This window comes from Hymenobacter daecheongensis DSM 21074 (genome assembly GCF_900141805.1).
In the GTDB taxonomy this organism is placed as follows: Bacteria; Bacteroidota; Bacteroidia; order Cytophagales; family Hymenobacteraceae; genus Hymenobacter; species Hymenobacter daecheongensis.
This window is the reverse complement of the sequence record NZ_FQYN01000003.1, coordinates 182,084-196,708: the sequence shown is the minus strand read 5'-3', so window position 1 is coordinate 196,708 and position 14,625 is coordinate 182,084. Positions and strand designations below refer to the sequence as shown.

The 14,625-nt window shown below is 61.0% G+C and carries 8 protein-coding genes; 4 read left to right on the top strand and 4 right to left on the bottom strand.

From position 1 onward, the window contains the following. The first annotated feature begins 238 nt into the window (after positions 1-238). The gene (locus tag BUB62_RS06505) at positions 239-1,663 is read left to right on the top strand and encodes a T9SS type A sorting domain-containing protein (protein ID WP_073107708.1); all 1,425 of its coding nucleotides are present in this window, start codon (positions 239-241) and stop codon (positions 1,661-1,663) included. A 277-nt stretch (positions 1,664-1,940) separates the two neighbouring features. Continuing rightward, a complete protein-coding gene (locus BUB62_RS06500) occupies positions 1,941-4,769 on the top strand; it encodes a YncE family protein (RefSeq protein WP_143164057.1) in 2,829 nt (942 codons plus the stop codon). 79 nt (positions 4,770-4,848) lie between these two features. On the opposite strand, the gene pseB is transcribed toward BUB62_RS06500, so the two are convergent. Next, on the bottom strand, positions 4,849-5,868 hold the full coding sequence (gene pseB / locus BUB62_RS06495; RefSeq protein ID WP_073107704.1) for a UDP-N-acetylglucosamine 4,6-dehydratase (inverting): 1,020 nt from the start codon (positions 5,866-5,868) through the stop codon (positions 4,849-4,851). A gap of 187 nt (positions 5,869-6,055) precedes the next feature. Here pseB and BUB62_RS06490 point away from each other — a divergent pair, with 187 nt between their 5' ends. After that, positions 6,056-7,918 carry a hypothetical protein gene (locus tag BUB62_RS06490; protein ID WP_073107701.1) on the top strand — a complete coding sequence of 621 codons (1,863 nt, stop codon included), beginning with the start codon at positions 6,056-6,058 and terminating at the stop codon, positions 7,916-7,918. Between the two features lie 17 nt (positions 7,919-7,935). Here BUB62_RS06490 and BUB62_RS06485 read toward each other — a convergent pair whose 3' ends face one another. After that, positions 7,936-9,234 carry a glycosyltransferase family 4 protein gene (locus BUB62_RS06485; RefSeq protein ID WP_073107699.1) on the bottom strand — a complete coding sequence of 433 codons (1,299 nt, stop codon included), beginning with the start codon at positions 9,232-9,234 and terminating at the stop codon, positions 7,936-7,938. Between the two features lie 253 nt (positions 9,235-9,487). On the opposite strand from BUB62_RS06485, the gene ffh reads away from it, so the two are divergent. After that, on the top strand, positions 9,488-10,834 hold the full coding sequence (ffh, locus tag BUB62_RS06480) for a signal recognition particle protein (RefSeq protein WP_073107696.1): 1,347 nt from the start codon (positions 9,488-9,490) through the stop codon (positions 10,832-10,834). 90 nt (positions 10,835-10,924) lie between these two features. Here the strand turns inward: ffh and BUB62_RS06475 are convergent, their stop codons facing one another. Together BUB62_RS06475 and BUB62_RS06470 are read right to left on the bottom strand one after the other, a co-directional pair. Beyond that, positions 10,925-13,876 carry a heparinase II/III domain-containing protein gene (locus tag BUB62_RS06475; RefSeq protein ID WP_073107695.1) on the bottom strand — a complete coding sequence of 984 codons (2,952 nt, stop codon included), beginning with the start codon at positions 13,874-13,876 and terminating at the stop codon, positions 10,925-10,927. A 235-nt stretch (positions 13,877-14,111) separates the two neighbouring features. After that, a complete protein-coding gene (locus BUB62_RS06470) occupies positions 14,112-14,588 on the bottom strand; it encodes a nucleoside deaminase (RefSeq protein WP_073107694.1) in 477 nt (158 codons plus the stop codon). Positions 14,589-14,625: the final 37 nt, after the last annotated feature.

Here is a 14,625-nt window from a genome sequence, read left to right as displayed (position 1 = left end):
TATGAATGAACGCAGAGGCATAGCGGTGCAGCTATGCGGGAAGCATGCAAAGATAGGCAAGCTGTCTGCTGCAACCAGCAACAAGCAAGACGCGGCTTGGAGACTCTTGTCGGCTGCCAAGCAGCTTGTGCAGGTTGCTATTGTTCAGCAGACTGTTACCTTTATCGTCGTAATAATTAGGGTAAACTACCAGGGAAATCGAACCGGCATCAATACCTAACCTTGTTAACGCAATAGCATGAAAAAAATCCTCACTTCTCTTGCCGCCCTATTGTGCTTGGTCCAAGGACCGATCTACGCGCAACACGAAAGCCGGAACTGGTTTTTTGGCAACAACGCTGCCCTGAGCTTCGCAGGTGCCAGTCCTGTGGCTTTGGCGGGCAGTAGCATGGTCACGTATGAGGCGGCTGCTTCCGTGTCGGACCCGGCTGGTAACTTGTTGTTCTACACCAACTGCGTCAATATCTGGAACCGGAACCACCAGTTGATGACCAATGGTCAGACCATTGGCGGCCACGAGTCAGCTACCCAGGGGGCCGTTATTGTGCGCCGGCCGGGCAGCGCTTCGCAGTACTTTGTATTTGCCGTTGATGGGTGTGACAACCAATTGGTCGGCGGGCTCAAATACTCCGTGGTCGATATGACGCAGCAGGGTGGGCTCGGTAGCGTCACGTCCCGCGCTAACCAACTTTCTACCGTTTCACTGACAGAAAAGCTGACCGCCGTACGCCATGCTAACGGGCGCGACACCTGGGTGCTGGTTCACGGGTGGCAGACGGATGCCTTTCTGGCTTATCTGGTGTCCCCGGCAGGGGTCAGCACGACGCCAGTCATAACCAACATCGGCTCGATTCATACGGGTGGTGGCGGCTCTTTCGGCAATGCCAACGCCGTGGGATATATGAAAGCATCGCCGGTCGGTAACAAGCTCGCGCTGGCCCAACGGGATAGCCGGTTTGAGCTTTTTGATTTCAACAATGCCACCGGACAGCTGTCGAATTTCGTGCCCCTTACTCAGGACTACCGCAGCTATGGGGTCGAGTTTTCGCCCGACGGATCCCGACTGTACGGCACCACGCTGGATGGCAATAAAATCTACCAGTTCAACCTGCTGGCGGGCAGTGCTGCCGCTATTGCGGCCTCTGCCACTCAGGTAGGCACCACGCCTTCCTTTTCAATGTATGCCGGCGCTTTGCAGCTCGGACCGGATGGTAAAATCTACGTTGCCCTGCATAACAGCAGCTACTTGGGCATGATTGCCTCTCCTAATACGCTGGGTACGGCTTGCGCCTACAACAGCACCGGTCCATCGCTAGGGGGCCGACTAAGCCAGTTGGGGCTGCCTAATTTCCCCAATGCTTTCGGTGCTACCGTTTTGGGTACGGCTTCGGCGCCGTTGAGCGTTCAGACGGCCTTGTATCCCAACCCAACCCAGGGCAGTAACAAGCTGCTAGTGAGCCTGCCCGTGCCCTTGCGCCAGCAGACGGTCATCGTTACCCTGCTGGATGCTCTGGGAACTACTGTAGCGCACTATCGCATGACTGCGGCTCAACTGCAGGCAGATCCGCTTGCGCTGCCACTTCCGGCCCTAGCAAAGGGCGCATATACGGTGCAAATCGCTGGGCAAGCAGGAACGGTAAACAAAAAGCTGATTGTAGAATAAGGTCTGTTTCCCAGAAGTCACCAAGAGGAAGGGCAGCCCGCAGACTGCCCTTCCTCTTGGTGACTTCTGGGGAAAATAGCTAAAGAGCTGATTGTAAATAGTGTCCAACTGTGTTTACTTCCGGATAAGGCTACATTGACTACCCGACTGACGCTGTTCACCGCTTTCATATAACTGTCTCATGCCTTTATTAGCGAACCTGCCGGAATCCCATTAGCTTTGGGTGAGCCTACAGCGGGCTGCGAGTAGTTGAGCCGGAAACTGCAGATTCAGGCGTATGAGGCAATGGTTTACTTTCTGGTTTTGCCTGATTACGCTGAGCGTCTCGGCGCAACAGCCGGCGCAGAATTGGTTTTTTGGTAGCAATGCCGGAGTGAGCTTCCTCAATGGTGCACCCACGCTGCTGTCGGGAGGAGCCCGTGTAGGCTACGAGGCTGCGGCCACCGTTTCGGATGCGGCCGGTAAGCTGGAATTTTATACGAACAGCGTCGATATTTGGACCCGCAGGCATCAGCCCATGCTGAATGGTCTCAACATTGGCGGCCATGAATCGGCTGCCCAAGGCGCGGTTATCGTACGGCATCCGGGCAACAGTCGGCAGTATTTTATCTTCGTCGTGGATGGGTGCGACAACCGGCTGACCGGCGGCCTCCGCTTCGTTACTGTCGATATGACCCGCCAGAAGGGATTGGGTGAGGTCATTTCACGCGGTAACCAACTCTCTACTGTTCCCCTCACCGAAAGCGTGACAGCCATCCGTCATGCCAACGCGCAGGATTACTGGGTCGTAGTTCACGGTTGGGAAACCAACAACTTCTACGCCTATCACGTCACGGCCACGGGAATAGATGCCACGCCGGTCGTAACCAGCATCGGCCCGGTACACAAAGGCGGGAGCGGAGCGTTTGGCAATGCCAATGGGGTGGGCTTTATAAAGGCGTCCCCCGATGGTAGCAAGCTGGCTATATCCAAGCGCGACAGCAATTTTGAGCTATATGATTTCGATAACGCGACAGGGCAGCTTTCCAACCGGATTGCCCTGCCACAGTTTTATCGCAGCTACGGGGTGGAGTTCTCCGCCGATGGATCGAAGCTGTACGGCTCCACGCTGAATGGCAACCAGATTTATCAGTTCAACCTCGCCGCCGGTAACGAGGCCGCTATTGCCGCTTCGGCTGTCAGTATTGGTACTAGTGTCGGCTATGGCTACGCGGGCGCACTGCAGCGCGGCCCGGATAACAAGATATATGTAGCGCTCTTCAATAGCCATTTTTTGGGCGTAATAGATGTGCCAGATGCCTTGGCAGCAGCCTGTTCTTATCGGAACGAAGGAGTTAGTCTGGCAGACAATGTTAGTCAGCTAGGCCTACCCAACTTCCCCAACGCCTTTCCCGCCAACCGCTGGACGGGGGCCGTAAGCGCCGCTTTTAGCGAGGCGGCCAACTGGAGCAAGGGAATGGTGCCGGCTGCTACTGATGACGTCCTCATTCCGTCCGGTCCCGCCCGAATGCCGGTGCTCAGTATCAATGCCACCGTGCGCAATATTACCGTGCAGACTGGGGCCAGCTTCACCAACGATGGGCAGCTGACCCTGCTGGGCAACCTGGTCAACCAGGGCACGGTGGTAGGCACCGGCACGCTGGTCAGTGCCAGTGCTGGCAGTCATTACATCGGTGGTAGTCAGTTGAGCATCAGTAGTCTGACAGTGGGGCGCGGGGCCACTTTGCTGCTCACGGGCCCCGTGCAGGTGCGGCGCGTGCTCACGCTGCAGGGCAACCTCAACACCAACGGCCACCCGCTTACCCTGCTTGCCGACGAGCACGGCTCCGCCCTGGTGGTCAACGAAGATGGTATCGCAACGGGCCCGGTGACGGTGCAGCGCTACCTCGGCCCAACCCTGAAGGGCACATCATTAAGGCAACTCATAGCCGCGCCGGTACGTCGGCCCACGCTGGCCAGCGTAGCTACCCCGGCTCCGACCGTCAGCGCCGCCGGTTTGCCTGCCGGAGCCGAAGCCGGGCCGGCCACCCCGCTGGAGAGCGGCATGGGCTATTCGATTGAAACGGCTGCCCCGCTACTGAGCTTTACCGGCGAGCTGCACAACGGCCCTTACAGCATATCTGGCCCTGTTCGCACCGCCACCCCGCAATCGGGGTGGTGGCTGGTGGGCAATCCGTATCCGTCGCCGCTGGCCTGGGACAAAACCCTGATGGGTGCCGCGGGCCTCGATGCCGCCGTGTATGCGTGGCAGCCTTCGGGGCCGTATGCGGGGCACTACGCCAGCTTCGTGCGGGGCGTGAGTGTGAACGGCGGCTCCAACGTAATTGCGCTGGGGCAGGCCTTTTTCGTGCATACCACCCAGGTGGGCACCACGGGCCGACTCACGTTCACCAATGCCGCCCGCCTGACCGCCCCCGCCGTCGCGCCCGATGCCGCCGAAACCCGCGCGCTGCTCCGGCTGGCCCTGCAGAGCCCCGCCGAAATCACCCAGGTGGCCGTTTACTTCGAAGCCGGAGCCACGCCCGCCTTCGACCCCGCCTTCGATGCCTATGCCCCCGCCGCCCGCCCCGGCTCACAGCTGGTGGTGCCCGTGGGGGCCGCCGAGCTGGCCATTCAGGCTCTGCCGCTGCTGGGGGCGCAGGCGCGGCCGGTGCCGCTGCGGCTCAGTGTGCGGGCCGGCCGCTATACGCTTCGGGCGGCGCAGCTGCTCAACCTGCCGCCCGGCTCCGACGCCTATCTGCTCGATGCCGAAACCGGGGCCAGAATCAATCTGCGGGAGCAGCGGGCCTACTCGTTCACTGTCAGCGGCCCGGCCCGGCCCAATCGGTTTTCGCTGCTGTTTACCGCCCGCCCGGCGCTGGCCGCTGCCCGCCCGCCGGCCCCGCAGCCCTGGATTGCGCTGCCCGAGGCCATGACCCGCAAGGGCGTGGTGGTGCATCTCTACAACACGGCCGGCGAGGTAGTGCAGGAGTACCGATTGTCGCCCAGGGCTACCGATGCGCTGTCGTTGTCCTTGGCGGGGCTGCTGGAAGGCGTTTACGTAGTGCAGGTTTTGAGCCGGCTGGGCACCATGAACCGGCGGCTGCGCACGCGGCGAACGGCGTAAGTACACCGGATAATAAAAAAGCCTTTTCCAAGGCATAAAAGGCTTTTTTTAGGTTGAGTTAAGCTGATTTACTCAGGACTCAGATCTTAAACTCGGCATCTACGTGCAGGCGAATTTCTTCCCGGATCTGCTCAGCCGATAGCCAGTCGTCGTTGTTGGCCGAGTTGTAGTGGAAGCCGTCGGCGACGCGCTTGCCGTTGAAGTGGCGGATAAAATCATCCACGTTCCAGCGCGGGGTGAAGGGCAGAATCACGTAGTACTTGTCCAGCTCCACGGTGCTCAGCGCATCGGTTTCGGTTATCATTTCCTCGTGCAGCTTCTCGCCGGGCCGGATGCCCACAATTTCCTGCCGGCAGTTTGGCCCGATGGCCGCGGCCACCTCCGTGATTTTATACGACGGAATCTTGGGCACGTAAATCTCGCCGCCCCAGGCGTGTTCCAGCGCATACAGCACCAGGTCCACGCCCTCTTCGAGCGAGATGTTGAAGCGCGTCATGTCGGGGTGGGTGATGGGCAGCACGCCGGTGTGGCGGCGCTGCAGGAAAAACGGCACCACCGACCCGCGCGAGCCGATTACGTTGCCGTAGCGCACCACCGAAAAGCGCAAATCGCGCCCACCCTTCATGTTGTTGGCCGCCACAAACAGCTTGTCCGAGCACAGCTTGGTGGCGCCATACAGGTTGATGGGCGCGGCGGCTTTGTCGGTGCTCAGCGCCACCACGTCCTTCACGCCGCAGTCCAGGGCGGCGTTTATCACGTTTTCGGCCCCGAAAATGTTGGTTTTGATGCACTCCATTGGGTTGTACTCGGCGGCGGGCACCTGCTTGAGGGCGGCGGCGTGCACAATCACGTCGATGCCCTCGCAGGCCCGCTTCAGGCGCTCCGCGTCGCGCACGTCGCCGATGAAGTAGCGGATGGCGGGAAACTTGTCGTGCGGAAACGTCTGTGACATTTCGTACTGCTTCAGCTCGTCGCGGGAAAACACCACTAGGCGCTTCACGTCGGGGAATTTCTCGAAAACGGTAGCCACGAACTGCTTGCCGAAAGAGCCGGTGCCGCCGGTTACCAGAATGGATTTGTGATTTAAGTCGAGGGCCATAGAAGGAAGGAGGGCCGGGAGTGCCCGGCGGGCAAAGCGCAAAAGTAGGCATTCCGGGTCGAGCTTCCGTACTTTTGTGGCGCTGACGCTTTTTCCGGGTTTGTCATGCTGAGGAACGAAGCATCTCTACCGCATCGTTGCCGGCTTGTTTAAGTGCTATTGCGGTAGAGATGCTTCATTCCTCAGCATGACAGATGATTTTGCTTTTTCCCAACCGATCAAAGTCGTCATTTGGGACCTGGATGATACATTCTGGCGCGGTACGCTCTCGGAAGGAGCCGTAGAGGCGCTGGCCGACAACCTGGCCCTGGTGCGCGACACGGCCGCGCGGGGCATTGTGCATACCATCGTTTCCAAAAACGACTTCGCCGCCGCCGAGGCCAAATTGCAGGAGCTGGGCATCCGCGAGCTGTTCGTGTTTCCCCGGATCAGCTGGCAGCCCAAAGGGCCTATTATTAAGGAGTTGCTGGAAAGTATGCAGCTGCGGGCTCCCAACGCCCTGTTTCTCGACGATAACCCCATCAACCGCGCCGAGGCGCTGTTCTACAACCCTAAGCTGCAGGTGGCCGACCCCGCCGACCTGCCCGTGCTGTCCCCACAGCTCCGCGCCCTGGGCAAGCCCGACCCCACGCTGAGCCGCCTGGAGCAGTACAAATTGCTGGAGCGCCAGCAGCAGGCCCGCGCCGCCTACCACGACAACCTCGCCTTTCTGCGCGACTCGCAGGTGCGAGTCGAATTCCGCGAGGGCACGGCCGTAGCGCTCGATCTGGACCGCATCGAAGAGCTGATTAACCGCTCCAACCAGCTCAATTTCACCAAGCAGCGCGTCACTAAGGCGGCGCTGGTGGCCGGCCTGCAAGACGAAAACCAGCGCTGGGGCACCGTGCGCGTGCACGACCGGTTTGGCGACTACGGCCTGGTGGGCGTGTACTGCCTGAACCAGCCGGAAAACCGCCTCACCCAGCTCGTGTTTTCGTGCCGCATTCTGCACCTGGGCATCGAGCAGTTCACCTACGCCCGGCTGGGCTTTCCGGCGCTGCAGGTGCAGGGCGAAGTGGCCACCGCGCTGAATACCACCGATATTCCGGACTGGATTGCGGTGCAGACAGCCACTGATTCCACCCCGGAAACGGCCGCCGCTCCGCCGCCTGGTGCGGCAGAGAGTAAGGAAAGCCAGCCCCGGCTGCGCGTGTTGCTCAAGGGCGGCTGCGATTTGGGCCAGCTCACGCCGTTTCTGCAGGCCTTCCAGCTGGAGGTTGTCGAGGAGTTCAACTTCGTGAACGAAAACCAGATTCCGGTTCACGTCGAGCACACGGCGCTGCTGCGCCTGGGCCGCGAGTTGCCGGCCGCCGAGCAGCAGCGGCTGGCCGAAAAGCTGCCGTTTCTAGGCCGCGAAGCCTTTGATACCCGGCTCTGGAATGCCGATTTTGATGCCCTGGTTTACAGCCCACTCATGGACTACACTCAGGAGTTGTACCGCGAAAAAGCCACCGGCCTCGCCATCCCCTTCGGCGGCTACCAAGACCTGACCACCGTGGACCCGGCCGCGCAGGCCGCCGCCTACGCCCAGCGGCGTTTTCGGGGGCTGGATGAGGATTTTCTGCGCCGCTTTCAGCAGGAATTCACCTGCGAAGGCCAGATTTTACCCACCGATTTTCAGAATAACCTGCGCTGGCTCCGGGCCCAGCTTCCCGCTCAGATTCCTGTTTTTTTCCTGAATGGAGCCGAAATAGACGTGCCCGGCTCCGGCGAAACCGGCGCGGCGCGGCGGCAGGCCGCCATGAACGCGGTCCTGCAGGAATTCGTGGCCACGGCCGAAAACTGCTTTCTCATCGACGTGCGCGACTTCATCCGCACGCCCGCCGACGTGACCAACAACCTGCGCCACTACCAGCGCCCGCACTACCGCACCCTGGCGCAGCGCGTGGCCGAGGCGCTCAGCGCCTGGCACGGCCGCCAGCTCCCGCGCTCCGCCTGGGCCGATTTTCGGGCCCGCCTAGCCAGCCGCGTGCCCGGTAAGCTGCGCGGCGCGTGGCAGAAGCTGCGGTAGAATGGCCAGTGTGCTGCTCAGGGGCGCGGAATCAGCCGCACGAGGCGCTCGGTGAGGGAGCGACGGGAGTAGCGGGCGTGGTTCAGGGGCGGCAAATCCAGGTTGGGATTGATGCGCCAGGCCGCTACCTGGGTTTCCAAATATTCGAGCATGTCGCCGAAGGCCACGTAGGGGAAGGCCCGGCCCGCGCCGCACTCTTCCAGCAGCGTATCGGCATCGGAGCCCACCGGACCGATGCAAACAATGGGTTTGTTAGCGGCCAGATACTCAAATACTTTGCCCGGTAGAATGCCGAAGTTATGGTCGACATCCGGAATGGCCATGAGCAGCACCGTAGAGCGCAGCAGGTAGCCCACCGACTCATCATGCGGCACGAAGGGAATCAGCTCGGTGCGCTCCTGCAGCTCGTGGTCCCGAATTAGCTCCTGCACGCCCTGCGATACCTTGCCCACGAAGCGCAGGCGCAGGTTCACGTCGGGGTGGCGGCGGGCGCATTCGCCGCAGGCGGCCAGAAACAGCTCGATGTGGTAAATTTCCGAAATGGTGCCCGTGTGCGTAATCAGCAGCGCATCGGTGGGCGGGGCCGAGGGCTCCCGAAAGTCGCTTTCGTCGTAGCCGTTGGGCAGCACGTGGAACTTGGCATCGGTCAGCTTCGCCGATTTGCCCAGAAACAGCCGCTTGGTATCGGGGCTGGTCACCAGCACTTCATCGGCCTGCTCCAGCACCTGGCGCTCGTAGCGGGCATCGAGCCAGCGGGCGGCGGCGGTCTGGTTCAGCTCTTTGGCGTAGTAAATATTCGTCCAGGGGTCGCGCATATCGGCCAGCCAGCGCAGGCCGTAGCGTTTTTTGAGCGCCAGCCCGATGAGCTGGGTGGAGTGCGGCGGGCTGCTGGTGAGCACGGCATCGAACCGCTCGCCGGCGGCAAACAGCGCCTCGCAGGCCCGCAGCACATGCGCGTTCCAGCCCCGGCGCGGGTCCGGAATGAACACGTTGCCGCGCACGAATTTGAAAAACTGCTGCTGAAAGCTGGTTTTGCTCTCGTTGGCGAAGCCGCCGTACGGAATCTGCTTGCGGCCGGTAAGCTTCTGATAGCTGCCAAAGGGCTCGGTGGTGCCCGTGCGGATGACCCGCACGGCGGCCGGCACTTCCGCCGCCAGCGAGGCATCCAGCACCGGATACGCGCCCCGCTCGGGGTCCACGGTTATCACGGTGCAGTCTACGCCCAGGCTGGGCAGGTACTTCACGAATTTCAACGTCCGCTGCACGCCCGCGCCCCCGGAAGGCGGCCAGTAATAGGTGATAACGAGCAGGCGCATAGGTACGGCAGGGAGCAGCGTGAGGGCAGGTTGGCGGGGCGAAGGTAAGCAGGTATCGGCTTTCGCGGTTTTCTGGCTAATTTTGGGAGCGAAACGGCGGCGTTATACGCATGCCGGAGTAGAAAAGACTTTTAGCGATGCATAAGGCAGGCACTGGCCACCTCATCATCTCCAAAAAATCACGAATACGGGCTGAATCGGACTTTGCTAAAAAGCACACCTCAGCACATTACCACCTCAGCACTTTTATCAGATGTTTGATAACCTCAGTACCAAGCTCGACAAAGCCTTTAAAACCCTCAAAGGCCAGGGCAGCATCACCGAAATCAACGTAGCGGCCACCATTAAGGAAATTCGCCGCGCGCTGGTGGATGCCGACGTGAACTACAAGGTGGCCAAGGACGTCACCGACAAGATCAAGGACGAGGCCATGGGCCGCGACGTGCTGACCACCGTTTCGCCGGGGCAGCTGATGACCAAAATCGTGTACGACGAGCTGACTCAGCTGATGGGCGGCACCAAGGAAGATGTGGTGCTGAAGGGCGACCCGGCCGTGATTCTGCTCTCGGGCCTGCAGGGCTCGGGCAAAACCACCTTCGCCGGCAAGCTGGCCACGTTCATCAAAAAGCAGAACCGCACGGTGCTGCTCGTGGCCTGCGACGTGTACCGCCCCGCCGCCATCGACCAGTTGAAAGTGCTGGGCGAGCAGGTGGGCGTGGAGGTGTACTCTGAGCCGGAGAACAAGAATCCGGTCGAGATTTCGCAGAACGCCATTGCCTACGCCAAGAAAAACAACAAGAAGGTCGTCATCATCGACACCGCCGGCCGCCTGGCCGTGGATGAGCAGATGATGAAGGAGATTGAGGCCGTGAAGCGGGCCATCAATCCGTCCGAAACCCTGTTTGTGGTAGATGCCATGACCGGTCAGGACGCGGTGAACACGGCTAAAACCTTCAACGACCGCCTCAACTTCGACGGCGTGGTGCTCACCAAGCTCGACGGCGACTCGCGCGGTGGTGCAGCCCTGAGCATCCGGGCCGTGGTAGAGAAGCCCATCAAGTTCATCTCGACGGGCGAGAAGATGGAGGCCCTGGACATGTTCTATCCCGACCGGATGGCGCAGCGGATCCTGGGCATGGGCGACGTGATTTCGCTCGTGGAGCGCGCCCAGCAGCAGTTCGACGAGGACGAAGCCAAGCGCATCAACCAGAAGATCCGCAAAAACCAGTTCAACTTCGACGACTTCCTCTCCCAGCTGGAGCAGATCAAGAAGATGGGCAACCTGAAGGATCTGGTGGGCATGATTCCGGGCATGAGCAAGGCCATCAAGGACGTGGACATCGATGACGACGCCTTCAAGCCGATTGAGAGCATCATCAAGAGCATGACCAAGCAGGAGCGGGCCACCCCCGAAATCCTGAACGGCTCGCGCCGCCGCCGCCTAGCCAAGGGTTCCGGCACCGACATTCAGCAGGTAAACAACCTGATGAAGCAGTTCGAGGACATGCGCAAAGTGATGCGCACCATGAATAAGATGAGCAGCACCAAAGGCGGTATGGCCCAGATGGCCAAGATGATGGGCATGAAAGGCCGCATGTAAACCACGGATTTTGTGGCTGTTTGTTAAGCAAAGCAGGCCCGGACGCTACCAGCGTCCGGGCCTGCTTTGCTTAGCGGCGGCAGGGCCGGCTCAGGGCGCGATGAGGACTTTCTCGGTTTTGGCCAGCGGGTTGCCATCGGCATCCAGGGCTTGCAGGTAGTAGAGGCCGGGCTGCAAATAGCTGATGTTTAGCCGAATATTTAACTGAAATGCCTGCTGTAAAACGGTTTGCCCAGTCTGATTCAGCAGGCGCAGCTGCACCTGCTGCTGCGGATCGGCAAACGTAATCTGCAGGTGCTGCCGGGCCGGCACGGGCGCTACCGTTAGTCGGTGCAGCGGGGTCAGCGCGGCCACGGCCACCACGGGCGAGTAAGCCGTAGTGCCATTCGCGTCGAGCTGCTGGAGGCGGTAGTAGAGCAGCCCGGCGGGCGCGGTAAAATCGGAGTGCGAATACGTATGGCCATGCTGACTGCTGCCCGCGCCGGCTACGAAGTCGATGGTACGAAAGTCGGCCTCGGCGGCCGTGCGGCGCTGCACGGCAAAGCCCTGGTTTTGCAGCTCGGAGGCGGTTTGCCAGGTAAGCAGCACCGAGCCGGGCTGGCGGCTGGCGTTGAACTTGGTCAGCACTACCGGCAGCACACCGCCGCCGGTGGTCACCTGCAGGTCGGAGGCCTGCCCGAAGACAATGCGGAGCTGGCGGGCGGCGGCATCATAGGAAAAGCTGCTTACGCCTGTGCCCGTCACGGCTTGCGGGGTTTCGGCCAGCGCTACTACGAGCGTGGTGCCGCGGCTCACGTAGCCCGCGTAGTGCGTCGCGTCGGTCTTTTGCCAGCTGATGGTGGCGCGTTTGGAAGCTTGCAGCACCGGCACGCCCCCCGCGCTCAGCCCGGTGCCCAGTTCCACGAAAGCCTGGGCAAAGCGGCCATCTGCTTTGGTGGAGTAAAAATTCACGAGGCCATCGGCGCTGACGGTGCCGCTGTTGCTCAGGACAGTATCGGCCTGGGCGAAGGCGACATCGTGGTAATCGGGGCTGCGGGCGGTGAGGGCGGCCGTGGTGGCGGTGCTGGCGGTGGCGAGCGTGACGCGGCGGGACGTGAAAGGGTAGAGGGCGGCCAGAAACTGGGTTTGCGTTTCGCCGCTCTTGCGCACCAGCATGGTGGTGTGGTTTTCGGTGGTATTAAAGGTGGCTTCGTGAATGTTGGTGGCCTTTTCGTAAGCCGTAGCGCCGCCGGTGGCCGTTACGTGGGCTGTCAGGCTGGCCCCGTTTTTCCGCCAGGTGCCCTGCTGCTTCGTCAGCAGACTGTCGCGGAAGCTGCCGGAGGTGGCGGTGGTGTCTTCCAGTCCGTAGCCGTGCAGCTGCCAGGTGTAGGTGTGCGTGGCATTGGCTTTCACGAAGTCGGCCATCAGGAAATAAGTGTTCCGAATAAACAGGGTTTTGCGGGTGATGGCCGTGGCCTGGCCCGCGTAGGTGGTCTGCACTTCGCCGTAAGCCAGGTGCGCGGTCTGAAAGGTTTTCTGAATCGCGGCCTCGGTGTCGTTGGCCGCGCCGGGCGTGCCGATAGCCGGGCCGGTGCCATCGACCAGTAGCATGTTGTGGTTGGTGGCATTGCCGATTTCGCCCCGCCGGGAAAAACTCAGGTAGCCGGGGTCGAGGGCCAGCAGCTGCCCGTGGGCGTGCAGGATGAAGCTGGTGGCATCGGCCTGGCTGTGGCCGCCGGAGTTGGTCTGGGCCGGGCCGCTTTTGCCGTATACGTGCAGGTAGCGGGCTTTTTCATCATTTCCCGACCGGAAAATAAGGTTACCGCTCCGGGGCAAAACCGTCAGCGGGGCGTTGGTCGGGCTGGTGGGCGTGGGCAGGGCGGCCAGGTAGGCGGCCCGCATATCCACCGTCACGTCGCGCAGCTGCAGCGTGAGCGAGCCGAGCTGATTGGGGGCTAGGTTTTCCAGATGCAGCGACTTCACGTAGCGGCTCTTGCCGGTGAGGGCCAGCTCCGGCATTCCCATGTCGATGTAGGAGTCCTCCAGGGACGGAAACCGGCCGTCGGGCATCAGAATGGCCGTTATCCAGTCGTAGAGTTGCTCGTAGCGCGGGTCATGATAGGGGTGGCGGATGGCGCGCGTGGTGCTGCCGAAGGTGTAGCTCGCCGTGTTGTCAGGCAGGAAATTTCCCAGGGCCCGGAAGAAGGGCAGGCAGTTGAGAAACGCGTATTTGAAATAATACGGCCCCTCGGCGTAGCCCGCCACCGCCGCCGGGTCCGACTGCCGCCGGGCATCTTCCCACAGCACGTTGTCGAGGTTGTAGAGGCCCGTGTTGATCCAGTTTTGGGGCTGCTGCTCGGGGAGCGAGCCGCCGGCATCGTTCAGCACCACGGCGGCCATGCCCAGCGCCGCCGCCGTCATCAGCGTATGATTGTTCTTGACGGAAGTGTAGAAAGCAAACCCGAAAAAGGGCGTTACAGACTGCTTGTACAGGTTGGCCGCAAACGTCTGCAGCTTGGCCCGGCCGGCGGCCAGCGTGGCATCGGTTTCGCCCGCGCCGCGCAGCAGGTCGTAGGCTATCAGGTAGTCAATCAGCTCTTTAGACCGCCATTGCCACTCGGTGTAGCTGGAGGCATTGCTGAAAGTAGCGAAGACCTCTACGGCCGGGTTGATGGTTTCGAGCAGCGCGCGGGTCTGGTCGATAAGGGCCGTGCGCCGGGCAGCCGGCAGGGCCGAGAGCATGCCCGCATCGGCCTGCCGGTCCAGCAGGGCCACAAAGGCCGCGTTTTTGGCGAAGGTAGCGCGGCCCCGCCGGCCCCCGGCGCTGGTGTTGTCGGTGGTGGGCGTGCTCAGGGTGCTGGCGTATAGATCCGCGTACACGGCGTAGCCCTCAGGCTCCGCCAAAGAAAGCCGGACTCCCGGAGTAGCCGCCTGCTTCAGCAGGGTGCGCGGGTAAGCGGGGTCTGCGCCAGGCGGAGTCCAGCTTCCGGTTTGGGCAGTGGCCTGGCAGGCGAAAGTCAATGCGAAAAGAATGCTGCCCAGAATCTGCGTAAAATTATTCATATACAAGTTTTATATTTAACTTTTATACTTAATGATACAATTTATCTTGCTGAATAAACAAGCTCAACCATTTAAGTTTTTTCTATGGAAAAGAGTTTAAGGTAGTTGGAAAACATTCCAAAACTGGCCTAAATGCATTCGGCAGGCAGCTTGGGAACAGAGCGTCTGCTCCCAAGTTGCCTGCCGAAAAGAAGGATAAACGGTTAGCTTGCTGCTAACTATTCCTGCTAATGTTCTAATATTCAGTTTTGCCTTCCTTGGTGGTCCAGGCCTCGAAACCAGCCAGGGCTTCGTCGCGCAATAGCTGTTGCATCGGAATCTGGCGGTCGGGCAGAGGCTTGTCAAGCTCTTCGTAGATGAACTGGTCGTCGAAGCCGATGGCGGCGGCATCCTGCTTGGTGTTGCCGTAGAACACGCGGCGCGGGCGGGCCCAATAAATGGCCCCCAGGCACATCGGGCACGGCTCGCAGCTGGTATACAGGTCGCAGTCGTCGAGCTGGAAGGTGCCCAGCGCCTGGCAGGCTTTGCGGATGGCATCCACCTCGGCGTGGCAGGTGGGGTCGTTGGTGCTGGTCACCTGGTTGAAGCCGCGGGCAATGACGCGGCCGTTTTTCACGACCACCGCCCCGAACGGCCCGCCGTGGCCGGCCTGCATTTTTTCGATAGAGAGGCGAATGGCTTCGCGCATGAATTCGTCGCGGGGAGCTTCCATAGGAGGGGAGAGGAATGAGGAATACGGAAAGCCTGCA

Bases quoted from the DNA above. Each gene is read 5' to 3' on its own strand.
- BUB62_RS06505 (WP_073107708.1), top strand. From the start codon at position 239: ATGAAAAAAATCCTCACTTCTCTTGCCGCCCTATTGTGCTTGGTCCAA.
- BUB62_RS06500 (WP_143164057.1), top strand. From the start codon at position 1,941: ATGAGGCAATGGTTTACTTTCTGGTTTTGCCTGATTACGCTGAGCGTC.
- pseB (WP_073107704.1), bottom strand. From the start codon at position 5,868: ATGGCCCTCGACTTAAATCACAAATCCATTCTGGTAACCGGCGGCACC.
- BUB62_RS06490 (WP_073107701.1), top strand. From the start codon at position 6,056: ATGACAGATGATTTTGCTTTTTCCCAACCGATCAAAGTCGTCATTTGG.
- BUB62_RS06485 (WP_073107699.1), bottom strand. From the start codon at position 9,234: ATGCGCCTGCTCGTTATCACCTATTACTGGCCGCCTTCCGGGGGCGCG.
- ffh (WP_073107696.1), top strand. From the start codon at position 9,488: ATGTTTGATAACCTCAGTACCAAGCTCGACAAAGCCTTTAAAACCCTC.
- BUB62_RS06475 (WP_073107695.1), bottom strand. From the start codon at position 13,876: ATGAATAATTTTACGCAGATTCTGGGCAGCATTCTTTTCGCATTGACT.
- BUB62_RS06470 (WP_073107694.1), bottom strand. From the start codon at position 14,588: ATGGAAGCTCCCCGCGACGAATTCATGCGCGAAGCCATTCGCCTCTCT.